Source organism: Flintibacter sp. SJQ-8, assembly GCF_054108085.1.
Map to the genome: position 1 here is coordinate 319,566 of NZ_JBPJWR010000004.1, position 25,551 is coordinate 345,116.

31 protein-coding genes and 1 other RNA gene are annotated in these 25,551 nt (G+C 60.6%); 8 read left to right on the forward strand and 24 right to left on the reverse strand.

The genetic code is table 11. From position 1 onward, the window contains the following. Positions 1-106: 106 nt before the first annotated feature. The 19 genes from ACSAMP_RS02515 to ACSAMP_RS02605 form a co-directional block, all read right to left on the reverse strand. Positions 107-622, reverse strand: coding sequence for a transcription termination/antitermination NusG family protein (locus ACSAMP_RS02515; RefSeq protein ID WP_444003093.1), 516 nt, complete (start codon positions 620-622; stop codon positions 107-109). A 4-nt stretch (positions 623-626) separates the two neighbouring features. After that, positions 627-1,190, reverse strand: a complete 564-nt coding sequence (locus ACSAMP_RS02520) for a phage protein Gp27 family protein (RefSeq protein ID WP_444003092.1) — start codon at positions 1,188-1,190, stop codon at positions 627-629. 3 nt (positions 1,191-1,193) lie between these two features. Further along, positions 1,194-1,523, reverse strand: coding sequence for a type VI secretion protein (locus ACSAMP_RS02525; protein ID WP_287827421.1), 330 nt, complete (start codon positions 1,521-1,523; stop codon positions 1,194-1,196). Continuing rightward, positions 1,516-1,908: a hypothetical protein gene (locus tag ACSAMP_RS02530; RefSeq protein WP_008982870.1), complete on the reverse strand. Its 393-nt coding sequence runs from the start codon at positions 1,906-1,908 to the stop codon at positions 1,516-1,518. The genes ACSAMP_RS02525 and ACSAMP_RS02530 overlap by 8 nt, the downstream gene beginning before the upstream one ends. Before the next feature lie 100 nt (positions 1,909-2,008). Further along, entirely contained in the window at positions 2,009-2,320 is a 312-nt protein-coding gene (locus tag ACSAMP_RS02535) for a Mor transcription activator family protein (protein ID WP_444003090.1), read from the reverse strand. After that, positions 2,317-2,802 carry a regulatory protein GemA gene (locus ACSAMP_RS02540; protein WP_444003089.1) on the reverse strand — a complete coding sequence of 162 codons (486 nt, stop codon included), beginning with the start codon at positions 2,800-2,802 and terminating at the stop codon, positions 2,317-2,319. The genes ACSAMP_RS02535 and ACSAMP_RS02540 overlap by 4 nt, the downstream gene beginning before the upstream one ends. 18 nt (positions 2,803-2,820) lie before the next feature. Then, positions 2,821-3,513, reverse strand: a complete 693-nt coding sequence (locus ACSAMP_RS02545; RefSeq protein WP_457799391.1) for a hypothetical protein — start codon at positions 3,511-3,513, stop codon at positions 2,821-2,823. After that, positions 3,506-3,760: an AbrB/MazE/SpoVT family DNA-binding domain-containing protein gene (locus ACSAMP_RS02550; protein WP_337649168.1), complete on the reverse strand. Its 255-nt coding sequence runs from the start codon at positions 3,758-3,760 to the stop codon at positions 3,506-3,508. Before ACSAMP_RS02550 ends, ACSAMP_RS02545 begins: the two co-directional genes overlap by 8 nt. Before the next feature lie 109 nt (positions 3,761-3,869). Further along, positions 3,870-4,265 (reverse strand): hypothetical protein, encoded by a 396-nt coding sequence (locus tag ACSAMP_RS02555; protein ID WP_008982875.1) that lies wholly within the window; start codon positions 4,263-4,265, stop codon positions 3,870-3,872. A 17-nt stretch (positions 4,266-4,282) separates the two neighbouring features. Then, positions 4,283-4,531 carry a hypothetical protein gene (locus ACSAMP_RS02560; RefSeq protein ID WP_020990063.1) on the reverse strand — a complete coding sequence of 83 codons (249 nt, stop codon included), beginning with the start codon at positions 4,529-4,531 and terminating at the stop codon, positions 4,283-4,285. After that, positions 4,525-4,722, reverse strand: a complete 198-nt coding sequence (locus ACSAMP_RS02565) for a hypothetical protein (protein ID WP_008982877.1) — start codon at positions 4,720-4,722, stop codon at positions 4,525-4,527. Before ACSAMP_RS02565 ends, ACSAMP_RS02560 begins: the two co-directional genes overlap by 7 nt. Before the next feature lie 2 nt (positions 4,723-4,724). After that, complete coding sequence (locus ACSAMP_RS02570; protein WP_020990064.1) at positions 4,725-5,681, reverse strand: ATP-binding protein; 957 nt, start codon at positions 5,679-5,681, stop codon at positions 4,725-4,727. A gap of 101 nt (positions 5,682-5,782) precedes the next feature. Then, entirely contained in the window at positions 5,783-6,106 is a 324-nt protein-coding gene (locus ACSAMP_RS02575) for a hypothetical protein (protein WP_457799392.1), read from the reverse strand. A 100-nt stretch (positions 6,107-6,206) separates the two neighbouring features. Next, a complete protein-coding gene (locus ACSAMP_RS02580) occupies positions 6,207-7,166 on the reverse strand; it encodes an AAA family ATPase (protein ID WP_008982880.1) in 960 nt (319 codons plus the stop codon). Continuing rightward, positions 7,159-9,147, reverse strand: a complete 1,989-nt coding sequence (locus ACSAMP_RS02585) for a Mu transposase C-terminal domain-containing protein (protein ID WP_457799393.1) — start codon at positions 9,145-9,147, stop codon at positions 7,159-7,161. Before ACSAMP_RS02585 ends, ACSAMP_RS02580 begins: the two co-directional genes overlap by 8 nt. Continuing rightward, an RNA gene (locus tag ACSAMP_RS02590) (hammerhead ribozyme type II) lies at positions 9,135-9,202 on the reverse strand. Before ACSAMP_RS02590 ends, ACSAMP_RS02585 begins: the two co-directional genes overlap by 13 nt. Further along, positions 9,202-9,396 carry a hypothetical protein gene (locus tag ACSAMP_RS02595; RefSeq protein WP_020990066.1) on the reverse strand — a complete coding sequence of 65 codons (195 nt, stop codon included), beginning with the start codon at positions 9,394-9,396 and terminating at the stop codon, positions 9,202-9,204. The genes ACSAMP_RS02590 and ACSAMP_RS02595 overlap by 1 nt, the downstream gene beginning before the upstream one ends. A 15-nt stretch (positions 9,397-9,411) precedes the next feature. Beyond that, positions 9,412-9,687, reverse strand: coding sequence for a DUF7678 domain-containing protein (locus tag ACSAMP_RS02600; RefSeq protein ID WP_008982883.1), 276 nt, complete (start codon positions 9,685-9,687; stop codon positions 9,412-9,414). Then, positions 9,684-9,908, reverse strand: coding sequence for a helix-turn-helix domain-containing protein (locus tag ACSAMP_RS02605; protein ID WP_008982884.1), 225 nt, complete (start codon positions 9,906-9,908; stop codon positions 9,684-9,686). Before ACSAMP_RS02605 ends, ACSAMP_RS02600 begins: the two co-directional genes overlap by 4 nt. Positions 9,909-10,056: 148 nt before the next feature. Here ACSAMP_RS02605 and ACSAMP_RS02610 point away from each other — a divergent pair, with 148 nt between their 5' ends. Then, positions 10,057-10,575: a helix-turn-helix domain-containing protein gene (locus tag ACSAMP_RS02610; protein ID WP_020990067.1), complete on the forward strand. Its 519-nt coding sequence runs from the start codon at positions 10,057-10,059 to the stop codon at positions 10,573-10,575. Between the two features lie 645 nt (positions 10,576-11,220). On the opposite strand, the gene ACSAMP_RS02615 is transcribed toward ACSAMP_RS02610, so the two are convergent. Further along, on the reverse strand, positions 11,221-12,408 hold the full coding sequence (locus ACSAMP_RS02615; RefSeq protein WP_457799394.1) for a pyridoxal phosphate-dependent aminotransferase: 1,188 nt from the start codon (positions 12,406-12,408) through the stop codon (positions 11,221-11,223). A gap of 242 nt (positions 12,409-12,650) precedes the next feature. Between ACSAMP_RS02615 and ACSAMP_RS02620 the strand changes: the two genes are divergently transcribed. After that, entirely contained in the window at positions 12,651-13,031 is a 381-nt protein-coding gene (locus ACSAMP_RS02620; RefSeq protein WP_457799395.1) for a hypothetical protein, read from the forward strand. Between the two features lie 84 nt (positions 13,032-13,115). Here ACSAMP_RS02620 and pta read toward each other — a convergent pair whose 3' ends face one another. Next, positions 13,116-14,090, reverse strand: a complete 975-nt coding sequence (gene pta / locus ACSAMP_RS02625; RefSeq protein WP_457799396.1) for a phosphate acetyltransferase — start codon at positions 14,088-14,090, stop codon at positions 13,116-13,118. A gap of 328 nt (positions 14,091-14,418) precedes the next feature. Here pta and ACSAMP_RS02630 point away from each other — a divergent pair, with 328 nt between their 5' ends. Beyond that, on the forward strand, positions 14,419-15,669 hold the full coding sequence (locus tag ACSAMP_RS02630) for an HlyC/CorC family transporter (protein ID WP_457799397.1): 1,251 nt from the start codon (positions 14,419-14,421) through the stop codon (positions 15,667-15,669). Between the two features lie 119 nt (positions 15,670-15,788). Here the strand turns inward: ACSAMP_RS02630 and ACSAMP_RS02635 are convergent, their stop codons facing one another. Both ACSAMP_RS02635 and ACSAMP_RS02640 read right to left on the reverse strand, forming a co-directional pair. Beyond that, positions 15,789-16,961, reverse strand: coding sequence for an NAD(P)-dependent malic enzyme (locus ACSAMP_RS02635; RefSeq protein ID WP_441795068.1), 1,173 nt, complete (start codon positions 16,959-16,961; stop codon positions 15,789-15,791). A gap of 88 nt (positions 16,962-17,049) precedes the next feature. After that, positions 17,050-18,003 carry an RluA family pseudouridine synthase gene (locus ACSAMP_RS02640; RefSeq protein ID WP_457799398.1) on the reverse strand — a complete coding sequence of 318 codons (954 nt, stop codon included), beginning with the start codon at positions 18,001-18,003 and terminating at the stop codon, positions 17,050-17,052. Positions 18,004-18,153: 150 nt separating this feature from the next. Here ACSAMP_RS02640 and ACSAMP_RS02645 point away from each other — a divergent pair, with 150 nt between their 5' ends. From ACSAMP_RS02645 to ACSAMP_RS02655, 3 genes are all read left to right on the forward strand, one after another. Next, positions 18,154-18,429 (forward strand): translation initiation factor 2, encoded by a 276-nt coding sequence (locus ACSAMP_RS02645; protein ID WP_457799399.1) that lies wholly within the window; start codon positions 18,154-18,156, stop codon positions 18,427-18,429. Positions 18,430-18,546: 117 nt separating this feature from the next. Next, a complete protein-coding gene (locus tag ACSAMP_RS02650; RefSeq protein ID WP_441795065.1) occupies positions 18,547-19,311 on the forward strand; it encodes an ABC transporter ATP-binding protein in 765 nt (254 codons plus the stop codon). After that, the gene (locus tag ACSAMP_RS02655; RefSeq protein ID WP_457799400.1) at positions 19,301-20,773 is read left to right on the forward strand and encodes a proline-rich domain-containing protein; all 1,473 of its coding nucleotides are present in this window, start codon (positions 19,301-19,303) and stop codon (positions 20,771-20,773) included. Before ACSAMP_RS02650 ends, ACSAMP_RS02655 begins: the two co-directional genes overlap by 11 nt. A gap of 526 nt (positions 20,774-21,299) precedes the next feature. Here the strand turns inward: ACSAMP_RS02655 and ACSAMP_RS02660 are convergent. After that, positions 21,300-22,643: a helix-turn-helix domain-containing protein gene (locus tag ACSAMP_RS02660; protein ID WP_457799401.1), complete on the reverse strand. Its 1,344-nt coding sequence runs from the start codon at positions 22,641-22,643 to the stop codon at positions 21,300-21,302. Positions 22,644-22,819: 176 nt separating this feature from the next. Between ACSAMP_RS02660 and ACSAMP_RS02665 the strand changes: the two genes are divergently transcribed. Next, complete coding sequence (locus ACSAMP_RS02665) at positions 22,820-23,977, forward strand: M20 family metallopeptidase (RefSeq protein WP_457799402.1); 1,158 nt, start codon at positions 22,820-22,822, stop codon at positions 23,975-23,977. Positions 23,978-24,001: 24 nt separating this feature from the next. Then, complete coding sequence (locus tag ACSAMP_RS02670) at positions 24,002-25,456, forward strand: YfcC family protein (protein WP_457799403.1); 1,455 nt, start codon at positions 24,002-24,004, stop codon at positions 25,454-25,456. The last annotated feature ends 95 nt before the right edge of the window (positions 25,457-25,551 follow it).

Consider the following 25,551-nt stretch of genomic DNA (forward strand, 5'->3'; position numbering starts at 1 on the left):
CACCCAGCCTGCTGTTCAGCCCGGTTCTTTTGCACTGTATTTCCACCGGCCTCCCCAGGCGGGACGAATCAACCGCCTGCTTTGTCCGGCTTCCTGTAAACGCCCTTTAAGAACTCTCGTCCTCATCCTCACCGCCCTCCGTGGAGAGGGTGAGTGTTTTCAGCTCCCCGCACAAGCTGATCTCCACCTTGGCGCGGCGGGCGCGCTTGTCAAGGTCGATGCGGCTGACGGGGAAGTGCCTCAGCACACCCTCCACGATCCGCACACCGCCCTCCGGCAGCGTCTCCACCCTGGAGGGCTTCAGCACCTCGCCGCCGTTGTCCAGCAGCCGCAGCCACTCCACCTCCAGGTGGGTCAGATAGGAGGGGGACAGCCCGTTGGGGCCGAGGAAGCGGAGTACATGGGGGATCGCCTTCACCCGGTAGTAGTTCTCCGCACTGTACTCCAGCGCCAGGAATACATAGCCCGGCAGCAGCGTGTAGACCTTCGTTGTCCAGCCTCCGCCGTTGCGGATCGCCCGCTCCTCGCGGGGCACTGCCGCCCGGATGCCCAGGCCCTGCAGCGCGTCGCGCACCCCGGTTTCCTGCCCGGTTGATACCTGCAGGACATACCATCTTACCATGTCCTCACCTCGCTTCCAGTCCGTCCTGTTTCTTGCTGTTCAGGAACTCATTGACCTGGCGGTAAAGGTCAGGCCGCTCCTTGGCCATGGCCTGCCACACCAGGGACTTCACCGCGTCCAGGCCCGCCTCTGTGGTGTCCTGGTTCTGGATCTCCACCCGCTTCTTATAGGCCGCTGCGCGCACCAGCGCGTTGGCCTCCCGCAGCATCTTGTCGATGCTTACCCCCTGCCAATCCTCCTCCGAGGTGTTGGCCAGGGCGTTGAGCAGGTTCTGGCTGGTCAGCCGGATGATGGCCTCGGTGGTGTCCAGGTCGGGGTATTTGTCCAGCTCATCCATCATGCGCCGGAAGTTCTCTTGGGCCATGTTCAGCATCTGCACCTCCGCCTGATATGCTCTGGCGTAGCGGCAGACGCTGGCAACGGAGATGCCCACACCGTTTGCCCCCAGGAAGTCTACGATCTCGGAATAGGTGCTGCCGGACAGGAGCATCTGCTCCACTGTCTCCCGCAGGGCGGGGTCGAGAGCGTCTATTTTGCTGTGCTTTCGGTTGCCCGCTTTCTTACCCATCCCTTACACCTCGATCATATCGTCCTCGATGCCACCGGCCAGCAGCCGGATGCCCTTGCCCGTCAGCTTGGCCTCCAGCGCCGTGTAGTCCGTGTCGGCCAGGGCCGCAGGCTCTTTGTTGGAGATGCGCCGCAGATGGATGTAGCCCTCTTCAGTCAGGAAGTTCACGCTGTCCAGAAACTCATCCTCGGCGATGCCGTCATCCTCCAGGACACTCTGCACACCCGTCAGCTTGTTGTACTTCAGCCGGAGGATGTTCACCGTCCGCAGCACCTTGCCGTTGTTATGAACAAAGCTGCCCGCCCGCAGAGCGCGCTTTTCAAGATTACTCACTCTTCTTATCCCCTTTCATTTCCAGCAATATATCCATGATCCGGTCGAGCTTCCGGTCTGTCTTAGCCTGCTCCCGGAAGAAGTCCTCCTTAGTGATGTAGTCCGCTTTGATCTGCTTGATGTCCCCACGGCACTCGTCCAGATCCTTCCGGTGCTCGGCGCGGGGGGTGTAGTCAGCGCGGATCTGCTTGATGTCTGCCTGCAGGGATTGAACCGTACTCTCGTAGTCGGACTTCTTCACGCTGTTTTCGCTGATTTCTTTCATCGACTCGTCCAGCTTGTCGATGCGTCCAAATAGAGAACGCTTCAGCAGATAGACCAGCCCGGCGGTTACAAATCCAAGCAGCAGCACGGCCAGCCACCAGGTTCCAGCGTCAAATGTCATAACAAAAACCTCCGCGCAAAAAAATAGAAGGTACATCGGATTTACACCGATTGTACCTTCTATTTGCGAAGCGGGAAAATAAAGCCCTTTATGAAATTGCTTAAAAGAGGGATTGTTGCCCATCCATAGGTCGGGTGCGCACCTCCCGCATCTTATCTGATACAATACTCCTGATCCGCACTTCTGTCAATCCGTACCTTCCGGCCAGCTCCTTGAAGTTGTATCCATCGAACTCCTCGCGGATCTGCTCATCGCGGGCCATCCGCTCCCAGGCGTCCGCCTTGGGGATGTAGATAGACAGGCCCCCGAACACAGACACCAGCCGCTTGTAGTTGTCCAGGCCGATCAGCTCAGCGACCTGCTGCTGTTCCTCATCCAGGTCGGACATCTGCACCCGATCCAGCGCGCTCATCCGTGCCCACCACCTCGCTTTGCGTTGTTCACATACCCCTTCAGCACCTCGATCAGCTTGTTGCAGGCCCGGAAGTCCAGCCAGATAAAGGGCTGCTGGGGGGTGGAGTCCACCTTCAGCTCCTTGCGGATGATGCCGCACAGCCGCTCCCCCAGGGAGGCCGTGCTGGGCTCCTTATCCGCCTTGGCCAGCTGATACATGAGCGCCCACACCTTTCGCTGCTGGCCGTCTGTGGCCCCGCCTGGCCGCTCCGGGTGGGTCTTGGGCTTGTGCCGGGGCAGCGGAGCCGCGCCCTGGCGCTTCTGCAGGTCGGCGATCACCGCCTGGGCCTCCGTGTAGGTCAGGGACTTCACTGAGTCTTTCCCGGTCAGGGCGGACACCAGCGCGTGAAGGTCATCGTCCTCGTTCCCGCGCTCCACAATGCCCAGGGCATTCCCAATGGCATAGATCTTCCTGATCTGCTGGGCGTTGATGGCTGCCATGCCCGCCCCTCCTTTCTGTTACACTTCCGGCTGCTCGGCCTCCACGCCGACCTTCATGCCTTCCTCCACGATCACGGCGGCGCGGATGATGTCAATGGCCTCTTGGGTGGTGCCCTCCCAGCCTGCGGCCTCCAGAACCTGCGCCAGCCATTCCCAGTTGATGACCTCGGCGGCCAGAAACGCCCAGTCGCTGGCCTCCTGCTCCGGCAGCCCCGCCACCTTCTCCAGCAGCGCCTTGTCCTTCTCATAGCGCCCCTTCAGCTTCTTCCGCAGGGTCGCCTGGATCTTGGCGTCGCTGGTGATGGCCCGGATGGTCTCCTCCAGGCTGCCCATCGTGAAGTTGCCCTGGCAGACCATGGCCAGCAGCCGCTTGCAGGGTTCCGTCATCTTGTCCACGGTTTCGGACTTCACGAAGTCCCCGGCCACCTCGCCCAGCACCTTCTTCACCATGGTCAGGGAGATGGGCTTCACCGTGGCCGTGTTCGTCACCGTCACCCGGCTGTTCTGGCTCCCCCAATAGCTGATGGACAGCAGCTTGGTGTCCTTCAGCGCGACTGTGGCCATGGTTTCAAACTGGCCCTTCAGCCAGTCCATCCGCTGCTTGATGCGGTCAGCCTCCAGCGCCAGGGCCGCGTACTCGTCCACATAGCGCCGTACCTGGTCGGCCCGCTCTTCCTTCTTGTTTTTCAACTCCACCAGTGTGTCAGCCAAGTTTCTCGACCTCCTCCCGGATGCCCAGGAAGCACTCCCGGCAGATCTGGAAGCCCCGGAAGGTCACCACCTCATAGGTGCCCTGGCAGATATTGCAGGTGGGGCGGTGCTTCTGGATCACCAGCCCGCCGTCCCCCGTAGGGGTCAGATCCACGGCGGTGCCGCCGTCCAGCCCCAGCTCGTGCCGAAGGTGCTGCGGGATGGTCAGGGTGCCCTTTTTCCCCATGCGCTTCGATGCGTTTCGCATTGGCTTAACCTCCTTCTGTTCTTGTGATGCCTCACTCTGCATTTCCACGGGCTTGTGACCGTTCCCCTGGAGGGGAGCTGCATTAAGGCCGGGGGCCGAAGCCCCCTGCTCATACCTTGACCAGTTCGATGCTTTGGTTGTTGGCGCAGAAGTGTCTCTTCAGCGCCCGAAAGGATGACCACTGCGGGGTGAAGCAGGAATATTGCATGGGGTACTTCTCGCGCAGTTCCTTCTGCCTCCGCTTCGGCAGCCGTTCGAACTCGGCCCTCTGTTTGCCGGAGAGGATGTTGTGCCGCTGCTCCTGCAGGAAGCGGCGGCGCACTTCGCAATCCTCGGCCATCCACTGGCCCCGGAACTCGCCGCCGATATAGACCATGATCTTGTTTTGATACACGCTCACCCGCTCCAAAATCAGGGTGATGTCGTATCCGTCCACCTTCAGCTCCACCGGATGGAAGAAGTGGGTCAGGGCCTCCTCCGCCTGCTTCCATTCCTCTTTCGTCATCGGGCATCACCTCCCATTCATCCATGTGTGGCCTCGAAGTTCTCGATGGCCCACTTGTTCCCGGTTGCGTAGACCGCCTGCCGGGTGCGCTCGGCGGGGCCAGCGCCGCGCTGCGGTGGGCCGTCCATCCGCAGCTGCTCCGGCAGCTTCTCCACGATGGACACTACACTGGCGTCGCCGAACTTCTCCAGATAGGCGGCGATGTCCTCCTTGATACCGATAGCCTGGCCGGACGGCGCGTTCACCTGGATCGTGATGGTCAGCACTTTCTTCCCCTCCTTCTGCGGGCCTTGTCCTCCAGCCCGCACCGCGATGGATGGTTCTGGCAGGCGTTGGCGCACTGCCTGTCGCAGTCGGCGCAGCAGCGGCTTGCCTGCACCTTGTCGCAGTAGAAGATGGTGCAGAACCGGCCTGTGCAGGCCCGCCGCTGGCTCCTGTCTTGTGCCCTGTCCTTCATCGTCAGCCCTCCTGCTTTTTCTGGAGGCGGATGTCCCGGCCTCTGAACTGCACCACTGCGTACATCCCCGCCAGACGGGAATGCACCCGGCTGCTGTAAGTTCGCTCGATCTCCTGCAGTCCCAGGTTGGTGTTGATGATTGTGGGCTTGCCCGTGTTCAGGCGGTGGTTGACCAGGTCATAGACCTCTGCCTGCGTGTAGCGGGTCACCAGCTCGGTGCCCAGGTCATCGATCACCAGCAGGTCGCACCCGAAGATGACCTCCCGGAACTCCAGCGCCGCATCGTCCTTATGGAATTTCCCCAGCTCCAGTTGATCCATCAGGTGCGGAGCGGACACATACATAACCAGGTGGCCCGCCTTGGCCACCCCCTCGGCGATGGCCAGGGAGAGGTGGGTCTTGCCCAGCCCCGGTGCCCCAGTGAACAACAGGCTCTGATTCTGGCCACCGAACTCCCGGATATACCGCTGGCTGCTCTCCACCACCTTTCGCATAATGGGCCGCAGCTTTTCGTCGTAGTAGCGCAGCTCGAAGTTCTCGAAGCTGCATTCCCGCGCCGGGGACACATCGCACAGCTGCTCGTACACCAGCTGGTTCAGGATGACCTGGCGGCACTCGCACATCTGGCCGCCCTCCTTCACGCCCCGGTCTCTGCAGAGCGGGCAGGTATAGGCTGGCTCCAGGTCGGCTTCTGTTACGCCTGCGGCGGCCAGGGCCGCTGCCCGGCGTGATTGTGCTGCCCGGATTGCCTCCTCCATCTCGCTTGTGTCCTGGTCATGGGTCAGGCTGGCCCGCGCCCGCTGTGCGTATAGACGCGCCAGCTCCCGTCCTGCGGCATTGATCTCCGGGTGCTGCTCATTCAGGGCCGCCATTGCGCTCCTGTGGCGCTCTTGGGCGGTCTGGCGGCGGGCGGCCAGGATCTCATCCGCCCGCTTGGATAGTTTCTTGGGATAGCGCATCAAACCGCCTCCGTGACTTGCCTCACTCTGCATTTCCACGGGCTTGTGACCGTTCCCTCTTGGGGGAGCTGCATTAAGGCCGGGGCCGAAGCCCCAGGCGCTCACTTGATTTGAAACTTCTCCGGGAAGTGGTACACATCAATGTGGCTGTGGATCTTCACTGTCCCGTCCTCCAGCCCCTCGCCGTACCCCTTCCGGTAGCCCCGCTCATAGGCCTTGCTGAAATTCCTCTGCACCCTGACCTCTTTTCCCAGCGAGAATCCGAAGCAAATCAGGAGGATCACCAGGGGAAGGAGCAACGCTTCGCCCCCGATGGACACTGGGCGGCCATTGATGATCTCAAATCCCAGCCGGATAAACGCCCCAGCGAGAAGTCCTGCGGAAAATCCCAAAACCAAAAGCAGCAGTTTGCTCACCCTCTTCATTGTCCCGTCCTCCTTATTTTCTCTTGTTCATCCACGCCAGAATGATAATGGTTACACAGATGATTGCTGTTACCGCCACCGCTGTCATGCAGTCACCCCCTTACACCAGGCCGATGCCCATGGTGCGGGCCATCGCATACAGCCCGTCGTAGCTGATGTTTTCGTTGTTCACCGCGTTGTTGTAGACATTCACTGCGCCTCGGATGCCCCACTTGGACTGGCTGATGCCATGCAGGAAGTTCAATTCCTTCTTCCGGCCATCCTCGGCCAGCTTGGGGAACAGCTTCGCCACATCCTCGTCGGTGACCTTGCGGGTGCTGTAGTAGCGGTTCATGCGAATGCGGGAGAACAGCTGGGCGAACCGTGCCTCCTGCTTGCCCACCATCCGGGTGTAGACCTCCGTGTTGCCGATCAGCGCGATGCCCACGCCCTGCTGCCCCGTGATGGGGTTTGCGTCCGCCCAGGTGCGGATCTCCTCCAGGGAGCGCAGCTGCAGGTGCTGGGCCTCATCGATGATGATGACCTTGTTTGTGCCCTCCAGCTTCTCCCGGATGGCCAGCGTCAAATCCAACTTGCTCCGGGTCTCCGGCACCTTCAGCGCCCGCGCCAGCACCTTCAGCAGGTTCCCCAGGGTGCCGGTGCTGGGCGTCGCCTGGATGTAGACGCTGGCCGTGGGGTTTTCCCGCACAAACCGCTCGGCCCCCTTGGTCTTGCCGATTCCCGCATCCCCGTGGATGATGACCATGCCCTTCTCCAGCTGGCAGTAGCGGATGAGCTTATACACATCCTCCGAAATGGAGGTGGGAATGTAGTCCTGGGTGGGGCGGTAGGGCAGGGCTTTCTCGGTGTTGACCTCCTGCTCTTCCTGAGTGCGGAAGAACTCCTCCAGCTTGCTCTCCAGGGCAGCGATGTCGCCGTTGTCGTACATACTGCGGCGGTACTGGCTCAGTGCCGTCTGGCTGATCCCCATGAGTGGGGCAGCCTTGGCCTGGCTGATGTTCTTTTCCTTCAGGAACTGCTCCACCCGTGCCTGCAGTGCGCTGTTATATTCCTTACTCATGCTCGGCTCCTCCATTTCGTTTCATTGCGTTTCGGTTCATCGTATCCAGATCCGGGCCACCAGCCACCGCCTTCAGCAATGGCTCCTCATCAGGCCGCTGCAGCTCCAATACCTTCGGGGATGCAGCGGGGACGATCCGGGCGACCTTGCTCTCGTGGGCGGCCTCCATAACCAGCTCCAGCGCCGTATGCCGCCCGAAGGCCGGGAAGGTGCTGACCTTCTTGGCCTCCTTGGTGATGCGCTCCATGCGCCGCACCTTGGCCATGGCCTCCTTGACTTCCTCCTTGCTGGCCCCGTAGGTCAGCACCGCCGTGTTGTCGGCGGGGACGCTCATAATGAAGCGGTCTTGCAGGTCGTACACCCGCACCTCGCTCAGATCGTCCGGGTCGTAGCGGTAATAGACCTGCTGGCCCAGGTAATTGAACACCAGCTCGTCGTTCCAGTAGTCGATGCGCTGGCCCGCGATGTCCAGGTGTACGCCCCGGCGCGTGACCTTCTGCGCTCGACTGCTCCGCATCAGCATCAGGCTCAAATCCTCGGCGCTGGCCACCCGCTTGGTGTGCAGATTCTCATTGTAGACCTGCTGGCGGGGCTTGCCGTGGTCTTTGGCCACCGCGCCGCCGTAGGGCTGCTGGTTAAAGTACCAGTCCAGCAGCTCCTCCACCGTTTCCACCAGGGTAGAGTCCAGCGGGATCCTACCATCCTTCAGGATGAACTTCAGGCTCTCCGGCTTCTCCAGCACATTGCCGCCGGTGAAGGTATCGAACAGACGGGAGAGGTGGTCTTTCACATCCCGGAAGCGCCGCTCGATGATCTTCGCTTTTGCGTTCCGCACAATGGCGTTTGTCATGTGAATGCCCAGCCGCTCGAATACCGGGGGCGGTTCAAACCGCTCCTGGCCGTCCTTCGGCTTCTTTTTGCGGTGGCCCAGGCCGCCCACATCGTAGGTTAGGAACTCGCGGCCATTGTCTACATAGATGTTCTCCGGGATGCCGTATTTCAGGATGCCACGCCGCAGCGCGATCAGAGTGGACTGGCTGCTGGGGGCGTTGGTGACATAGCACCCGGTAAAGATGCCCGACCGGGCGTCGAAGAAGGCTGTCAGGTACAGCCGGTGGCGCTGGCCGTTCTCTCCCTCGGTGATAATATCGAAGGTGTGGTTGTCGGCGATCCACCACTCGTTGCTCCGCATATCGTCGTAGACACGGCGGATATATGGAGCGCAGCGGTCACGGAAGGCTTTCTCACCCTCCCGGCCCAGTACCTTCAGCGGCTCCGGGATGTCGGCCTGCGCCCTGCGGTAGAAGGTCGTGTAGCTCGGCATATCCCCAACCAGCTCCGGGAAGCTCGTTTGCATCTCCAGCTTGGTGTACTCATAGCACTTTTTCAGGGGGTGCTGCCGCTCATCCAGATAGAAGTATAGGAATGCCTGCCACATGGGATCCGGGATGCTACTCTTGCCCTTCTTCCACTTGCCACGCTTGTCGATCAGGCCATCCAGGTCGTTATCCCGCACCGCGTTCCAGCGGCGGTATAGGGTATCCACGGAAATGGCCCGCTCTGGATATTCCAGCTTGCACCACTGTACGAAGTTTGCGTCCACCTCGGTCTTGTTGGCCCCCGGCTTGTTCCGGTAGCCCTGCCACTGCTTCACCAGCCGGAGCCAGAAGGCAATCTCCTCCTGCTCCTCAATGGAATAGGTGTCCAGCGGCTTGGCTTCCTTGGTCAGGGTCTGCGCCACCTCCGGCGAGGGGGTCAGCTTTAGCCCATCAAAATACTTCTGCTGCAGGTGGGGTTCCAGAGCGTCCAGGCTGAAAAGGTACTCCGGGGAATTGAATTTGTTCAAAACCCTTTCAGCGGGGATTTTCCCGCTTTCAGCCCAGCGGCGGACAGTGCGCTCAGTTTTACCTGTTAGCGCCGCCACTTCCTGCGAACTCAATGTGACAGCCATTTCCTTCACCTGCCTTTCATAACCTGCCATCGTCAGTGCAGGGAGGTTATCCCCTGCAGACCGCCCTGGCCGGGCGGTTTCGGCTCATTTGCTCTGCTTGATGGTGATCTGAAACTCGCTCCCGTCCTCCATTCGAAGGACAAGGCCGCTGTCCCGCGTCAATATCCCAGCCTCCGCATAGGTCTTGATATTGGATACCTCGCCCAGCGCAGTGTCTACCAGATCCAATTCTCCAGAAATCAGGAGGTTCAAGGCATCTTCTATGGTTTTCTCGTTCATGTCCATGTTCCTTTCTTAATTCTTGTTCGTAGTGCTTTCCAGGTAATTTAAAAGCGTTTCAAAAACCACCTTAGCGTCCTGAGTTTCCGGTCGCTTATCCCAGCCTCGGTCATAGCTTATAAGGGCGGGCTGCCATCCAAGTCCCACTGGCCGGATGAACAGTTTACTGACGCGGCCTCCGTTGATCCCAAACTCGGACGGCTTCTCATACACCTTAGCTTGCCATTCATAGCCTCCTTCGATGGTTCCTAACATCCAGCCATCGGCTTTCTGAGTTACTTCGATATTCATACCGCTTCTCCCTTCGCCTCAGTGAAAATCTCTTCAGTCTTACAATGTAACGCCTTTGCAATCTCTCTGGCGCGGAGGTGGCTGGTCATTTTGGTGGATCCATCCTCCAGGCGGTAAATTGCATTTACCGGAAGTCCCGCTTCTACCGCCAGTCGGTAAGGTGTCATATTCTGCTTTTCTCGGCGGCGCTGGAGTTCTGCCGCATTTACCTTGAGTAGCATCTTCGCCCCTCCTTTTGTTTCCGTTTGTATATGTTATGTACCCATTATAATGTTTCCATTTGTATATGTCAAGCGTTTTTCGCTCTTCCCTGTTTACATTTGTATATATTTCCGCTATACTTGTTTTTCAGAGAGAAGGTGTACTTAGATGAACAAGAAAAGTGCTATGGGGCAGCGCATTCAAGAACTCCGAAAGGACGCTGGTTTAACTCAGGAGCAGTTGGCGCAGCGAATTGGTGTCAGCATGGCCGCAGTTCGCAATTATGAGAACGGTCTGCGGGAACCAAACTCAAAAGCGATGGCTGCTCTGGAGCGTTTCTTCAAAGTGAGCGGGGAATACCTCCGAGGTGATATTGACCGCGAAACCTTCCTCCAGAATAGTGCTACTATTCAGGATCGCCTGGATGGACTGGTGGGTCTGTTTCAGACCTTCAAACTGGACTTTGACTGCAGCTCCCAGGAGCGGCAAATGCTGGCTGTTTCCATCCTGTCTGGGGTGATGGAAACTGTGACTACCCAACTGCTCCGCGATGATGGCCCCGCCGATCTGGATGGGGATCAGTTCGCACAGATCTTCCAGGCCGCCTTTGCATTGAATCCCCAAGGGCGCACCGAGCTGGCGAAGCGGGCCGCCGAGCTGACACAGCTGGAGCAATACAAGCGGTGATACCATTTGTATATAGGACAAGCCTACCACCTGGCTGTGCCCTTGTTTTTCATTTGTCAGAAAATCACAAATTCTGTTATGTTCACGGTGTTGCCGCGTCCTCTTAAACGCCACCTTTTAAGAGCCTCTTAAAAACCACTTGTCCGGCATTTTTAGCCCGGACATTCTGGCCTGGACATTTTCAAGGCCGAGTGCCCGAAAAGCCCGTATTTCCGGGGCGCGGACACCAATTTGCAGCGCGGACACATTTTGTCCGGGCTGTCCGGGCCTTCCAACAAAGAAAAAGACCTTTCAAGCAGGGGAGAAGCCGCCCAGCGCGCGCCCCGCTTAAAAGGTCTTTTTTGTTTTCTTAAAACCCCGAAAACCCCCGCCGTGCTTGGCTTTTCGCCCTCTCGCCGTGCCTGCTGCTGTATCCTCTTAAACGCTCTTAAAAGGGCCTCTTAAAACCCCTGCCCGATCCGTCCGCCATACGCCTGGTGAGGATAAAAAAATAAAAAAAGAAATTGCAATCCCATTTTCACAGGACTACAATTTCTTCCTCGGTTTTGCACTTGTTTATCGCTGAAATCCCTTGATTTTAGGCCAGTTCCCGTGTTTTTTCGGGATATTTCATATCAAACCCTTTGACCGGCCTATATTTCTCAACTATCCTGAAAACTTACAATCGGCCAATGCCTTGAACTTGGGCAGGGCCCGCTCAATGCGCTCGGTCTGGACGCAATAGGCGATGCGCACGTGGCCGGGAGCGCCGAAGCCGGAGCCGGGGACCAGCAGCAGGTCGAACTGCTTGGCCCGCTCGCTGAAGGCCATGTCGTCGGGCTCCAGAGAGCGGGGGAACAGATAGAAGGCTCCGCCGGGCTCAGCCACGTGATAGCCCATCTCCCGCAGTGAGGTGACCAGCAGCTTGCAGTTGCGCTCGTACACCGCCAGATCAGACGTCATGTCGCAGCACAGGGAGGTGACCTGCTGGAACAGGCTGGGGGCGTTCACATAGCCCAGGGAGCGGCCCGCTCCGGCCACGGCGGCATAGACCTCCTTTGCGTCGGTAACGTCGCCGGGGACCAGCACATAGCCCAGGCGCTCGCCGGGGAGAGACAGGGACTTGGAGAAGGAGTAGCACACGATGGTGTCCTTGTAGATGTGGGGCACCCAGGGCACCTCAAAGCCCTGGAACACGATCTCCCGATAGGGCTCGTCCGAGATGAGATAGATGGGGTGGCCGTATTCCTGGCTCTTGGCGGTGAGGACGGACGCCAGCTTCTCCAGGGTCTGGCGGGAGTAGACCACGCCGGAGGGGTTGTTGGGGGTGTTCACCACCACGCCCTTGGTGTGGGGGGTGATGGAGCGCTCCAGGGCGTCAAAGTCGATCTGGAAGTGCTCGATCTCCGGGGGGATCAGCACCATCTTGGCCCCGGCCCCCTCGATAAACACCTTATACTCGGGGAAATAGGGGGCAAAGACGATGAACTCGTCCCCCGGGCAGGTCAGGCCGTTGAACACGCAGCACAGAGAGGCCGCCGCACCCACGGTGATATAGAACTGTTCGGCGGTGTAGTTGCCCTGGAAGCGGCGGTTCAGAGAGTCGGCAAAGCGCTGCCGGGCGGCGGCGTCGCCCTGGGCGCTGGTGTAGCAGTGGATCAGCTCGGGCTGCTCCTTCAGAATGCGGATGGCCGTCTCATTGATGGCGTCGGGGGCGGGGACGCTGGGGTTGCCCAGGGAGAAGTCGAACACATTCTCCGCGCCCACCACGGCGGCGCGCTGCTTGCCATACTCAAACAGCTCCCGGATCACAGACCGGGCAGTGCCCAGGCCCAGCATACGTTGGTTGACCATGATCAAAACCTCCTGCACGGGGAAATAGAGACCCCCGTGAAAATATTTAACCTGGCTGAAATTATATCACTGCACTTTGGTCAAGTAAAGACAAAAGTTTTCCCGCTCCGGCCCGGACGCACCGTTCTTTTTTACAGAACCGTTGACTTTTCCTGTATGGCCTGTACAATGTAGTTAGAGCGCAAGTCAAGCCAAGCCCCACCGACCTGAATTCTGATTGTCTCGCTGTGAGGTGAAGCCAAATGTCAAGCCCTATCTTCCGCCACCCAAGATTTTTGACCGAGGTGCTGAACATCCTCCCGCTCCTGGCCTTCGGCCTATACGCCCTGAAGTTCACCGAGACTGCCGGGGCGGAGGCCGCAGTTATCCGGGTGTTCATTGTCTACGGTCTCTTTCTCCCCTACCCCACCAAAAAGCTGGTTTTTACTGAAAGCGCCAGCCGCAGGCGCTGGTTCGCCGTGCTGTACACGCCCCACGTGATTTTCGGCATCTGGCTGGCTTGGTGGGGCTGCACCCACGGGTGGTTCCTCTCCCTGCTGTATCCGGTCCTCTCCGCAGCCTGCTATTGGGCCGCCTGGGTCTCCCTGGACCGGCCCGTAGAGGATGAACAAGACGAACCATAAGCCTGACAAAAAAGTGGGCTGCACACATGCCGTCAAGGCATTCTGTGCAGCCCGCTTGTGCGTTATTTGTTTTTCAAGCTGTCATCAGGCCAGAGCGGCGGTGATGATGGCCATGGAATAGACCTCCTGGGCGTTGCAGCCCCGGGACAGGTCGTTGATGGGGGCGTTCAGGCCCAGCAGGATGGGGCCGTAGGCCTCGAAGCCGCCCAGGCGCTGGGCGATCTTATAGCCGATGTTGCCGGCGTTGATGTCGGGGAAGATGAAGGTGTTGGCATAACCGGCCACCTTGGAGTTGGGGCACTTGGTCTTGGCCACACGGGGAGAGACGGCGGCGTCGAACTGCAGCTCGCCCTCGATGGGCACGTTGGGCATGGCCAGCTTGGCCTTGTCGGCGGCGTTGCGCATCTTGTCCACGTCCTCGCCCTTTCCGGAGCCGAAGGTGGAGTAGCTCAGGAAGGCCACCTTGGGGTCCACGCCGAAGATCTTGGCGCAGTCCACGGTCTCAGAGGCGATCTCCACCAGCTCGTCCTCGCTGGGCTTGATGTTGATGGCGCAGTCGGCCATGGCCAGCACGTCGTTGTCGCCGGTGGCGGAGGGGCGCACCAGAATGAAGCAGGAGGACACGATGGTGTTGCCCGGCTTGGTCTTCACCAGCTGCAGGGCGGGACGGACGGTGTCGGCGGTGGAGTAGGTGGCGCCGCCCAGCAGGGCGTCGGCCTCGCCCATGGCCACCAGCATGGTGCCGAAATAGTTGCTCTTCTTCAGGGCCTTGCGGCAGTCGTCCTCGGTCATCTTGCCCTTGCGCAGCTCCACCATGCGGGAGACCATGGCCTCCATGTTCTCATAGTTCTCAGGGTCGATGATGATGGCGCCCCGGATGTTGAAACCGGCGTCCTCGGCGGCCTGGCGGATCTCGTCAGGGTTGCCCACCAGGATGGGGGTCAGGAAGGTGCCGGACAGCAGCCGGGCGGACGCCTCCAGAATGCGGGGGTCAGAGCCCTCGGTGAAGACGATCTTCCGGGGGTGGGCTTTCAGGATCTCGATCAGCTTCTTAAACATAAGCGCAGTTCCTCCAGAAACAAAGATTGGGACATCTCGCGCAGATGCCCTGCTTATCAAATCAAGGGTATGTTAGCATTATTCTTTTCAAAAAGCAAGGGCCAGCTTTGGCCTATCACCCTTTTTTCTTTGCAAATCGGAGCGGATTTTGCTTGCGAGCCTTTCATGGCGTGAAAATCAGGCAAAGAAGCCGGAAAATCCGTATAAAATCTGTTTGGTTTGTTGGCTATCCGTTGCAATCAGAGAAAAGGTATGGTATACTCCTTGGAAATCGCTCCCACGGGAGTCGAAAATTTATGAAGAAGAAAGCAGAGTTGATCCCTTTATTATGGACCTTGACAGTGCCAGTATCGGTATGCTTGCGGCCCTCATCATTTTGGTGGCTTTTTCCGCCTACTTCTCCGCCACAGAGACGGCCTTCACCTCGCTCAACCGCATCCGGCTCAAAGCCCGGGCCGACGACGGAAACCTCCGGGCCGCCCGGACGCTGAAGCTGGCGGAGGACTATGACAAGCTGCTGTCCACCATCCTCATCGGCAACAACGTGGTGAACATCACCGCCACCACCGTGGCCACCGTGCTGTGTACCCGGTGGTTCCACCAGTATGGCCCCACCGTGTCCACCGTGGCCCTGACGGTCATCATCCTGATCTTCGGCGAGATCTCGCCCAAGAGCCTGGCCAAGGAGAACGCCGAGCGCTGGGCCCTGTTCGCCACCCCCCTGCTGCGGATACTCATGGTTCTATTTACCCCGGCCAATTTCCTCTTCGGCCAGTGGAAGCTTCTGCTGGGCCGCCTGTTCCGCAAAAAGGACGACGAGGGCATCACCGAGGAGGAGCTGGTGGGCATGGTGGACCAGGCAGAGACCGAGGGCGGACTGGACAGCCACGAGAGTGACCTCATCCGCAACGCCATCGAGTTCAACGACATGGAGGTATCCGAGATCCTCACCCCCCGGGTGGACCTGACCGCCATTGAAGAGGACGACTCCATGGAGGCGCTGGCCGCCCTGTTTGCCGAGAGCGGCTTCTCCCGCATCCCCGTCTACCACGAGACCATCGACAACATCGTGGGCGTTATCCATGAGAAGGACTTCTACGCCGCCCGCTATCGAGGGGAGACCATGCTCCGGCAGTTGAAGACCCCCGTATTTTACACCACGGGCAACACCAAGATATCCGAGCTGCTGCGCATTTTGCAGAAGAACAAGGCCCACATGGCCGTGGTGGTGGATGAATACGGCGGCACCCAGGGCATCGCCACATTAGAGGATATCCTGGAGGAGCTGGTGGGCGAGATCTGGGACGAGCATGACGAGGTCATCGAGACCTTCCGCAAGCAGCCAGACGGCAGCTATCTCATTGCATGTTCCGCCAACCTGGATGACCTGTACGACCTGTTCCAGGTGAAGGGCACCTGCGACGCGGCCACCGTCTCCGGCTGGGTCATGGAGCAGGTGGGCCGGGTCCCCGAGGAGGGCGACCACTTCCAGGCCGAGGGTCTGGACGTCACCGTCACCCGGGTAGAACACCGCCGGGTGCTGGAAATTTGCGTGAAGCCCTTAGAGGCCGAAGCATAACTTAAAAATCGCCCCGCTGCATAGAATCCATGTATTTTCCACCCCCGCAGGGGGTGGAAAACACGAAATCATAAAAAATTCCCGCTGCACATCACCATGCAGCGGGAATTTTTTTATGTTCAGATGCGTGCCACGCCGGAATCCCGGGCGGCCTGGGCCACGGCGGCGGCCACCGCGTCCTTCACGCGGGGGTCGAAGGCGGCGGGGAGGATATAGTCGGCATTCAGCTCCTCGTCAGAGACGATGCTGGCAATGGCCTGGGCGGCGGCGATCTTCATCTCGTCGTTGATGTCGCTGGCCCGCACGTCCAGCGCGCCCCGGAAAATGCCGGGGAAGGCCATCACGTTGTTGATCTGGTTGGGGAAGTCGCTGCGGCCGGTGCCCACCACGGCGGCTCCGGCCTGACGGGCCAGGTCGGGCATGATCTCGGGCACGGGGTTGGCCATGGAGAACAGGACGGCCCCGGGGGCCATGGTCTTCACCATCTCCGGCGTGACCAGGCCGGGGGCGCTGACGCCCAGGAACACGTCGGCCCCCACCAGCATCTCCGCCAGGGTGCCCTTGCGCTTCTCCTGATTGGTCACTTTCGCCATCTCCGCCTGGGCGGGGGTCAGGCCCTCCATACCGTCGTAGATGGCGCCCTGCTTGTCGCACATGATGACGTGCTTCAGGCCCCGGGCCATGAGCAGCTTCATGATGGCGATGCCGGCGGCGCCCGCGCCGCAGGAGACCATCTTCACGTCCTCGATCTTCTTGCCCACCACCTTCAGGGCGTTGGTCAGGGCGGCCAGCACCACCACGGCGGTGCCGTGCTGATCGTCGTGGAAGACGGGGATGTCGCAGCGCTCCTTCAGCTTCCGCTCGATCTCGAAGCACCGGGGGGCGGAGATGTCCTCCAGGTTGATGCCGCCGAAGGACCCGGCCAGCAGGGCGATGGTGTTGACGATCTCGTCCACGTCCTTGCTGCGCACGCACAGGGGGATGGCGTCCACCCCGCCGAAAGCCTTGAACAGCACGCACTTGCCCTCCATCACGGGCATACCGGCCTCGGGGCCGATGTCGCCCAGGCCAAGGACGGCGGTGCCGTCAGTGACCACGGCCACGGTGTTCCACCGGCGGGTCAGCTCATAGCTCTTGTTGATGTCCTTCTGGATCTCCAGGCAGGGCTGGGCCACGCCGGGGGTATAGGCCAGGGACAGGGCGTCCTTGCTATCCACGGCGGCCCGGGGGGTCACCTCGATCTTACCCTTCCACTGATAATGGAGCTTTAACGATTCCGCTGCGTAATCCAATGTCGATCCCATCCTTTTTGTAATCTTTCCCGCCCCGAAAAACCGGACCGAGGCAGGACTTTCGCGTCTGTATGTGTCTGTAACTGTATCATAAATCGGTCTGATTGTACAGGATTTTTCCGGTGGGGTCCCCCTTCTCCAGCCCCATCAGGGCGGCCATGTCCTGGGGCATGGGCTGGGTAAAGTCCAGCCGCCTGCCGGTGATGGGGTGGCGGAAGGACAGGCGGGCGGAGTGGAGGGCGGGCCGGGGGATCAGCTCCGGTGCCTCCCTTCCATAGAGAAAGTCCCCGGTGAGGGGGCAGCCCAGGCTGGCCATGTGGACCCGGATCTGGTGGGTGCGCCCGGTGTCCAGGGCCAGGCGAAGGAGACTGCGCCCCTCCCGCTCCAACCGCACCGTATACCGGGTGCGGGCGGGCTTTCCATCGGGGCAGACCATCTGCTCCACCAGGGAGCCGGGCTTTGGCCCCAGGGGGGCGTCCACGACGCCGGTCTTCGGCCGGGGGCAGCCGTCGCATACCGCCAGATATTCCCGGAAGAAATCCGCCGTGTGCAGCTGCTCCTTTAATCTCTCCTGGGCGTGGGGGTGCTTGGCCACCACCATCAGGCCGGAGGTGCCCCGGTCCAGGCGGTGGACGGGGTGAAAATCCGCCTCCGCCCCCTCCTGATCGTAATGCCAGAGAAGAAAATTACCCACTGTATCGTAAAAGTGCCCCGGACCCGGGTGGACCGTCACCCCGGGGGCCTTGTTCAGCACGACGAGATCTCCGTCCTCATAGCGGATATCCAGTTCCCCCGGGGCGGGGACCACGCCGCTGCGCCGCTCCGGGTCAGACAGGCGGACGGACAGGATTTGTCCCACCCTCGGCACACACCGGGTGTTCACCCGCGCCCCGTCCAGCAGGATGCCGTCCTCCAGCCACTTGATGCGGCGGATCACCGTGCCGGACAGGCCGAATTTCCGGCGCAGCAGCAGCTCCACCCGCACCCCGGCGTCTGCGGGAGTGATGGTCAGTTCTAATCGGCGGACAGCATTGTGTGACATGGGGGCACCTCCTTCCGGTATTGTCCTGGTATTGTCAATGCCACCAGTATACCCTCCCGCCCCCTGCCCTGTCAAAGCGAATAGTTCTCCTCCGCCGGGGCAGAATATGGAAAAGCGCGGGCTGAAAGGCCCGGGAAAGGAAGTGCTGCCATGGTCAAAGGCATTACCCGCCAGGTCATCCTGGTCAAGTCCCCCGACCCCCGCCTGTTTGAGGAGGCCATTTTCATCGTGAAGGAGGAGGCCCTGGCCCGGGAGGGGGTCACCGCCGAGCGGGTCTTAAAGGAGGCCCGCCGGGCGGCGGACGGCTACCTGAAGCAGGGCCTGGCCTGGAACCGGCGGCTGGAGCGGCTGCCCGCCCCCCTGTGGGCCGCTTTGGGGGCAGTAGTCGCCAGCGCCGGGTGGCTGGGGTGGCTGTTCCTGCTGTGAGCGACTTAAATCACTTTTAAACAAATCCTAAAACTTTCTTCCAGAAAATCGCCGCTTCCCGGTGCTATGCTAATGGCACATCATCCGCCGGACCGGCGGAAAAGGAGCGACGTGTATATGGAAGAAATTTTATCCGTCCAGGACTTAAAGCGGGTCTATGGCCGGGGGACGGCGGCCACCCAGGCCCTGGGCGGCGTGTCCCTGTCGGTGGAGCAGGGGGAGTTTGTGGGCATCATGGGCCCCTCCGGCTCGGGCAAGACCACCCTGCTCAACTGCATCGCAACGATCGACCGGCCCACCTCCGGCTCCATCCGGGTGGGCGGGCAGGAGCTCACCGGTCTCCGGGGCCGGGCCCTCACCCGCTTCCGCCGGGAGCGGCTGGGCTTTATCTTTCAGGACTGCAACCTGCTGGACACCCTCACCGCCTTTGAGAATATCGCCCTGGCCCTGGCCATCACAAAGGCCCCGGCGGGGGAGATTGAAGGCCGGGTGCGGGAGATGGCCCAGCGCTTAGGGATTGAGGACTGCCTGGACAAGTATCCCTATCAGATGTCCGGGGGCCAGCAGCAGCGCTGCGCCGCCGCCCGGGCCATGGTCACCCGGCCTGACTTAGTGCTGGCCGACGAGCCTACCGGCGCGCTGGACTCCCGGGCCGCCGGACTGCTGCTGGAGCGGCTGGAGAGCCTAAACCGTGACCTTGGGGCCACCATCCTCATGGTCACCCACGACGCCTTCACCGCCAGCTGCTGCCGCCGGGTCATCTTCCTGCGGGACGGACAGATCTTCACCCAGCTCCGCCGCCAGGGGGACCGGCGGGACTTCTTCCGGCAGATCATGGACGTGGTGGCCCAGCTGGGCGGGGAGGTCCAAAATGTTCTGTAAGCTGGCTCTGGGCAACGTGCGCCGCTCCTTCCGGGACTATGGCGTCTATCTCCTCACCCTCACCTTCGGCGCGTGCCTGTTTTTCACCTTCAACTCCGTGGAGGACCAGGGGGCCATCCTCTATCTCCGGGAGAAGAGCCACGAGACGGTGCGGGCCATCCTCACCGTGCTCGGCGTCCTGTCCGTCTTTGTGGCGGTGGTGCTGGCCTGTCTGATTCTATACGCCCACCGGTTCCTCCTCCGCCGCCGGAAGAAGGAGCTGGGCTGCTATCTGCTGCTGGGCATGAGTCCCGGGCAGGTGTCCCGGCTGCTGATCTTAGAGACGGTGGTGACCGGCCTCATCTCCCTGATCGCCGGACTTGTCTTAGGCTCCGCCGCCTCGTCAGGGCTGTCCGCCCTCACCCTGTCCCTGTTTCAGATGGACGTGTCCGCCCAGTTGGGGCTGGTCTTCTCCCCTGGGGCGGCCGTGAAGACGGCGGTGTGCTTCGGGGCCATCCTGCTGCTGGTCATGGCTCTCAGCGGGGTGGAGGTCACCCGGGCCCGGCTCATCGACCTGCTGCGGGGGGACCGGAAAAACGAGGTGCTCCCTCTCCGGCCCCTGTCCGCCTCTGTCGTCCAGTTCGTGGCGGGGGTGGCCTGCCTGCTGGCCGCCTATGGCATCCTTCTGTACTTCGGCCTGGTGACGGCCCTGGTCGTCCTGCCTCTGTGCGCCGCCATGCTGATCCTGGGCACGGCGGGGACCCTGCTTCTCTTCCGCTCCCTCCCCGGCTTTGTGCTCCACGGGGTGAAGCGGCATCCTGCTCTCTATTACCGGGGGCTGAACCTGTTCACCCTGCGCCAGTGGCTCAGCCGGGTCCACTCCACCTATCTGTCCCAGACGGTGATCGCCATCCTGCTTCTGCTGGCCATGGGCATCACCGCCAGCTCCGTGGGTCTCAATTCCACCATTCAGGCCCTCACCGATGACCAAGCCCCCTTCGATCTCACCGTGCAGAACCGATCGGCGGACGAGTCCGGTCCGGTAGACTTTGATGCCGCCATCAAAGCGGGGGGAGCCGAGCGCGCCCTGACCTGGAGCTATGACTGTCTGCTCTACTACAACGACCCCGCCGTCACCGGCCTGGAGCAGGCCAGCGGGGCCATCGCCCTCCGCGACTATAACGCCCTGTTGGAGCACCTGGGCCGCCCCGCCTACTCCGGCCCCCTGCCCCATCTCCTGGTCTGGGAGGAGGACGTCCCCGCCACCGGCGGCCTGGGGATGCCAGTGCATCCTGGTGGAGGACAAGGTCGCCCAGCGGCTGGAGGTCCGCCGCCAGCTGTGGTCGGCGGACTACGCCGGGGACAAGCAGGCATCCGAGGACACCGTCCTCCCCCTGGTCAGCGACGCCATGCAGGGCCTGGACGGCCCGGACGTCAGGATAGACAGCCGTCTGGCCCTGTATCAGGAGACCATGGGCTCTAAGATCCTGGTGCTGTTTTTGGGGCTGTATCTGGGCTTTACCTTCCTGCTGGCCGCCGCGGCGGTGCTGGCCCTCCAGCAGCTGTCCCAGGGGGCGGACAACGCCAGGCGCTATGCCCTGCTGGGCCGCCTGGGGGTGGAGGAGAAGGCCCTGGCCCGCTCCGCCGCCCACCAGGTCACCCTGGCCTTTCTCCTGCCCCTGGGCCTGGGCCTTGTCCACGCCGCCGTGGGCCTGTCTGCGGTGAACCAAGTCATCACCGTCACCGGAAACCTGGATTCTTCCTCCGGCAGCCTGTCCGCCGCCGCCCTGCTGCTGGCGGTGTACGGGGGCTATTACCTGGCCACCCTCCTGTCCTGCCGCCGCATGGCCCTGTCCGCCGCCCACCGGCAGCGGGAGGAGTAAACTGCGTTTTCCCTTCAAAGTCCATATGCAGACAGCCGCTTCAATGGCCGTCTGCATATGGGCTTATTTTTTCCCTTGATCCGCAGCAGGCCCCACACGTTTTCTTCTGGACAGCGCATCTGCGCTCTAATCCAGATCAAACAATATCTGATAGATATTGCTGGGGCGGCCCGCTTTGCCCGAGACGGTCTGGCCCGTAAGGGCGGCCAGGTCATGCTCCTCCAGGGCGTTCAGCAGTCTGCTTGCCCCCCGCATGGACAGGTTCAGCTGCTCCGCCAGTTCTCCGGCGGTAAAAAACGATTTTCGGGTCCGCTCCCGCAGCAGATCGATGCGATAGAGCTTTGAGGCGGAGATGCCCGTCTTTTCCGCCAGTGCCAGCAGATTTTCCTTCTCCTCCGGCGTCTGTGCCCCCTGGGAATGGAGAAAATTCAGCGGTTTGGTCACAGAGTCCGCGCGGTGGACGATATAGGTACAGCTGCCCTCCTGCTGCGCGGCCTTTTTCAGCGCCAGTCCGGCATTAGACCGCGCCTCGCCCGGGGAGCTGCCAAATCCGATGCCCAGGCTGACCATGCATTTGCAGTTGTCCAGGATCAGCTGAAGGAAGGGCAGGCTCTCCAGCCCGTTGCTGTAATTCATCAGGTCCTCCCGGTTGAGCAGCAGTACAAACTGCTCGTCAGACTGCTGAATGACCGTGGCGCGGGCATTCTTGGCAAAGTAATAAAGCTCCGCCGCCGCTTTCAGCTTCTCCTTGCTTGCCATATATTCGCTCTGTTCCCGATAAAAAAGGTCGTCCTTTGGGGAGATCCGCACCGCCAGAACGGCCAGTTTTCCCTCTGTCATGTGCCTACGCTCCAGGCACTCCTTTTTCAGTCTGGCCGTCGTGTTCGTGATGTTGTCTGTGGTGGGTCTGGAGTACGCCGCGGGAATGCCGTCGGCTTTCAGCCGTTCATAGACGAAAATAAGCGTGGTGACGCAGCCGTCCACCGTTCCCTCCTGATAGAGCTGGCGGTGCTCACGATACAGCGCCTGATAATACCGCTCCCCCACCGTCCAGCTGCGGCGTCGCAGGATCTTCACGTTGTTTTCCGTAATCCCGGCGTCAGACAAAACCTTCCGCACCGTGGCCGGAGAATAATTGTCCACGCTGACGCGGCTGATGTCGGCCTTTCTCCAGGAGAGGGCCAGGAACGAGTTCAGCAGGGACACGCTGTCCTTTTGAATGCAGGTGCAGGGGATATCCGGCTCGAAAACCGACTGATAGAGCTTAAATTGCAGCTCGCCGCCAAAAATGACTCCGTCTATCCGCTTCTTCAGCGCATACAGATCCCGCTCCATCTCTGGACAGTAATCATATTGGTCGTTTTCATAGATCTCCACTGCGATCTCTGGGAACGCGGCAGGAATGATCTGGCGGATCAGGTCCATTCTCACCCGGCTGCCCACAAACCCCAGCTTCACCTTTTTTTCCATATACATCCCCTCCCGTAATTTCAGTCAAATTATGGACGTTTTTATGCATTTCTTCATTCGTTATAATACGAGCATAAAGAAATTGTTCGTTTTTTGCTTAATATATCATTATTTTTTGAATATTACAAGTAAATCGGACGAGCAATATTTGACACACAAAGGGGATGAAAGCACACATGAACCAGTATATGACACAGATCAGCCAATACATTGACGGCCACCGGGACGAGATGCTCCATTTTTGGAAGGACCTGGTCAACTTTCAGGCCGGTTCCAGAGAGACTGACCGCATCGAGGCTCTGCTCCGGCGCACGATGGGCCGCCTGGAGGAGGAGGGCCTGGATTGTCGGCTGATCCCGTCCGGCGGGGTGCCTGTCCTGCTGGCAACAGACGGCGCACGGCGCAGCGGCAGACCCATCTTTCTGTGCGGGCATCTGGACACCGTCTTTCCCGACGGAACATACCCGGAAGCTCCGTTCACCATCCAGGACGGCGTGGCCCGCGGCCCCGGTGTTCTGGACATGAAGGGCGGCGTAGCCATGATGGTGTACATGATCAAAGCCCTGCGCCACATCGGCTTTGACCGCTGTCCCATCAAACTTTTGCTGTGCGGCGACGAGGAGATCAGCCACGACGGGACCTGTGCCGCCCAGATCATCCAGCAGGAGGCGGAGGGCTGCCAATACGCCTTTAACATGGAGATTGGGCGGATGGACCGCTGTCTGTCTGTGGGGCGAAAGGGGAGCCTGGACTGCCGGGTGACCGTGACTGGCAAGAGCGGACACGTGGGAAACGACTTTTTATCCGGCCGGAACGCCATCGAGGAGATGGCCCACAAAGTCCTGGCCCTGCAAGGACTCTCCCGCTATGAAGAGGGGGTCGTGGTCAGCGTGGATGTGATCTCCGGCGGCACCGTGTCCAACTCCATCCCAGACCGCTGCCAGATCGATGTGGACGCCCGCTTCAGCCGCGCCGCCGACCTGCCGGTGTTGAAAGAGCAGATCTCTCAGGTCTGCGCCGTGACCCATGTGGACGGGACCTGCACCACCGTGGAGTTTTTGAACACGATGCCGGTGTTCGAGCGGAACGACGCCAATCTGGCGCTGCTTGACCGAGTGAATCAGGTGGCCGAGGCATACGGCTTCTCCCCCTTTGGCGAGGCCTTTCCGGGCGGCAGCTCCGACACCTCTTATGTCGCCGCCGCGGGCGTGCCCGCCGTCTGCTCCTGCGGCGTCCAGGGGGGCGGCGCTCACACACTGGAGGAGTATGCCATTGTAGCGACTCTGTTTGAAAGAGCCAAAATCTTTGCAGCCGTCATCGCGCAAACCGGCTGATAACTGATACAGGAGGAATTGATCATGTGCGAGCAAACAGAAATGACTAAGAAAAAAACAGCCTCCCCATCTCCCCAAAATAAAAACGCGCCCAAGAAGATGAACGTCCCCAATCCGCTCATTATCATCGTCTGCATCATCCTGCTTGGCGCGCTGGCCAGCTATATCATTCCCGCCGGTTCCTTCACCCGGGTGGAAGACCCCAACACTGGCCGGATGGTCGTAGACCCCGCTTCTTTCTCCTATGTAGACGCCGATCCCACCGGGTTCTTTGAACTGTTCATGTCCGTCTCCAAAGGCATTCAGGGCAGCAGCAGTATCATCGCTTTTCTGTTCATCATCGGCGGTGCCTTTGGTATCATGGAGGAGACGGGCGCGATCCGCGCCGGAATGGGCACCCTGGTCCGCAAAATGAAGGGGCGTGAGCTCCTTCTGATCCCCAGCTGTATGCTGATCTTCACCCTGGGGGCCGCCTTTGTCGCCAACAACGAGGAGTTCCTGGCGTTCCTGCCTCTGGTGCTGTCCATCTGTCTGGCCATGGGCTTTGACTCCCTCACGGCGCTCGGGATCATCTTCGGTTCTGTGGCCGCCGGATACGGCGCAGGCTGCACCAACGCGTTCACCGTCGGCGTGGCCCAGGGCATCTCCGGCCTGCCGCTGTTTTCCGGCATCCAGCTGCGCCTGGTGGTCCTGGTGACCCTCTATCTGCTCAACACCGCCTTTGTCATGATCCACGCCATGCGGGTCAAGAAAGACCCCACCCGCAGCTCTGTGTACGAGCTGGACCGTCTGCGCACCAGCGCCGCGGATATCCACGGGGATGAATCTCTGACCACCCGCCACATTCTGGTGCTCCTGGCCTTTTTGGTCACCATCGTGTTCCTGGTATATGGCGTGATCAAGTTCGGCTTTTACATCGACGAGCTGGCCGCGCTGTTCCTGATCATGGGCGTGGCCGCCGGGATCTTGGGCGGTCTGAACCCCACCCGCATGGCAAACAGCTTTATGAAGGGCTGCGGCAACATGTTGCTCCCCTGCATCATGGTCGGTATGTGCAAGTCCATCACCATCATCCTGGACGGGGCCAACATCATGGACACGATCATCCACTTCCTGGCCAGTCTGCTCAACTCCTTCCCGCCCGCGTTGACTGCCTTTGGTATGTTCATGGTCCAGGATATCTTCAACATTCTGGTCCCCTCCGGCTCCGGTCAGGCCGCCATCACCATGCCCATCATGGCCCCGCTGGCTGATCTGGTCGGGATCACCCGCCAGACCGCCGTTCTGGCCTTCCAGTTTGGCGACGCATTCACCAACTGCATCACCCCGGCCAGCGGCATGACGGTCTCCTGTCTGGCCATTGCCGGTGTGCCCCTGAAAAAGTGGTGGAAGTTCATCCTGCCTCTGTTCGCCCTGTGGTGGGTGGCGGCCTTTGTCTTCCTGACCTTTGCCACTGTCACTGGCTACGGTCCCTTCTGACCTGCCGCCATTTCTCCATGACCCCTATTCTCTTTTCTCACCCCCGGCCTGTGGTCCCGCTGCTCCTGTTGGGACCACAGGCCGGGGGCATTTCT

Coding starts and splice junctions, on each gene's coding strand:
- ACSAMP_RS02640 (WP_457799398.1), bottom strand. CDS start 18,003: ATGTCACACAATGCTGTCCGCCGATTAGAACTGACCATCACTCCCGCA.
- ACSAMP_RS02650 (WP_441795065.1), top strand. CDS start 18,547: ATGGAAGAAATTTTATCCGTCCAGGACTTAAAGCGGGTCTATGGCCGG.
- ACSAMP_RS02520 (WP_444003092.1), bottom strand. CDS start 1,190: ATGGGTAAGAAAGCGGGCAACCGAAAGCACAGCAAAATAGACGCTCTC.
- ACSAMP_RS02630 (WP_457799397.1), top strand. CDS start 14,419: ATGGACCTTGACAGTGCCAGTATCGGTATGCTTGCGGCCCTCATCATT.
- ACSAMP_RS02645 (WP_457799399.1), top strand. CDS start 18,154: ATGGTCAAAGGCATTACCCGCCAGGTCATCCTGGTCAAGTCCCCCGAC.
- ACSAMP_RS02615 (WP_457799394.1), bottom strand. CDS start 12,408: ATGGTCAACCAACGTATGCTGGGCCTGGGCACTGCCCGGTCTGTGATC.
- ACSAMP_RS02530 (WP_008982870.1), bottom strand. CDS start 1,908: ATGACATTTGACGCTGGAACCTGGTGGCTGGCCGTGCTGCTGCTTGGA.
- ACSAMP_RS02550 (WP_337649168.1), bottom strand. CDS start 3,760: ATGCGAAACGCATCGAAGCGCATGGGGAAAAAGGGCACCCTGACCATC.
- ACSAMP_RS02575 (WP_457799392.1), bottom strand. CDS start 6,106: ATGAAGAGGGTGAGCAAACTGCTGCTTTTGGTTTTGGGATTTTCCGCA.
- ACSAMP_RS02570 (WP_020990064.1), bottom strand. CDS start 5,681: ATGCGCTATCCCAAGAAACTATCCAAGCGGGCGGATGAGATCCTGGCC.
- ACSAMP_RS02600 (WP_008982883.1), bottom strand. CDS start 9,687: ATGAATATCGAAGTAACTCAGAAAGCCGATGGCTGGATGTTAGGAACC.
- ACSAMP_RS02535 (WP_444003090.1), bottom strand. CDS start 2,320: ATGAGCGCGCTGGATCGGGTGCAGATGTCCGACCTGGATGAGGAACAG.
- ACSAMP_RS02610 (WP_020990067.1), top strand. CDS start 10,057: ATGAACAAGAAAAGTGCTATGGGGCAGCGCATTCAAGAACTCCGAAAG.
- ACSAMP_RS02660 (WP_457799401.1), bottom strand. CDS start 22,643: ATGGAAAAAAAGGTGAAGCTGGGGTTTGTGGGCAGCCGGGTGAGAATG.
- ACSAMP_RS02540 (WP_444003089.1), bottom strand. CDS start 2,802: ATGGCAGCCATCAACGCCCAGCAGATCAGGAAGATCTATGCCATTGGG.
- ACSAMP_RS02585 (WP_457799393.1), bottom strand. CDS start 9,147: ATGGCAGGTTATGAAAGGCAGGTGAAGGAAATGGCTGTCACATTGAGT.
- ACSAMP_RS02555 (WP_008982875.1), bottom strand. CDS start 4,265: ATGACGAAAGAGGAATGGAAGCAGGCGGAGGAGGCCCTGACCCACTTC.
- ACSAMP_RS02665 (WP_457799402.1), top strand. CDS start 22,820: ATGAACCAGTATATGACACAGATCAGCCAATACATTGACGGCCACCGG.
- pta (WP_457799396.1), bottom strand. CDS start 14,090: ATGTTTAAGAAGCTGATCGAGATCCTGAAAGCCCACCCCCGGAAGATC.
- ACSAMP_RS02515 (WP_444003093.1), bottom strand. CDS start 622: ATGGTAAGATGGTATGTCCTGCAGGTATCAACCGGGCAGGAAACCGGG.
- ACSAMP_RS02595 (WP_020990066.1), bottom strand. CDS start 9,396: ATGAACGAGAAAACCATAGAAGATGCCTTGAACCTCCTGATTTCTGGA.
- ACSAMP_RS02580 (WP_008982880.1), bottom strand. CDS start 7,166: ATGAGTAAGGAATATAACAGCGCACTGCAGGCACGGGTGGAGCAGTTC.
- ACSAMP_RS02605 (WP_008982884.1), bottom strand. CDS start 9,908: ATGCTACTCAAGGTAAATGCGGCAGAACTCCAGCGCCGCCGAGAAAAG.
- ACSAMP_RS02620 (WP_457799395.1), top strand. CDS start 12,651: ATGTCAAGCCCTATCTTCCGCCACCCAAGATTTTTGACCGAGGTGCTG.
- ACSAMP_RS02655 (WP_457799400.1), top strand. CDS start 19,301: ATGTTCTGTAAGCTGGCTCTGGGCAACGTGCGCCGCTCCTTCCGGGAC.
- ACSAMP_RS02565 (WP_008982877.1), bottom strand. CDS start 4,722: ATGAAGGACAGGGCACAAGACAGGAGCCAGCGGCGGGCCTGCACAGGC.
- ACSAMP_RS02670 (WP_457799403.1), top strand. CDS start 24,002: ATGTGCGAGCAAACAGAAATGACTAAGAAAAAAACAGCCTCCCCATCT.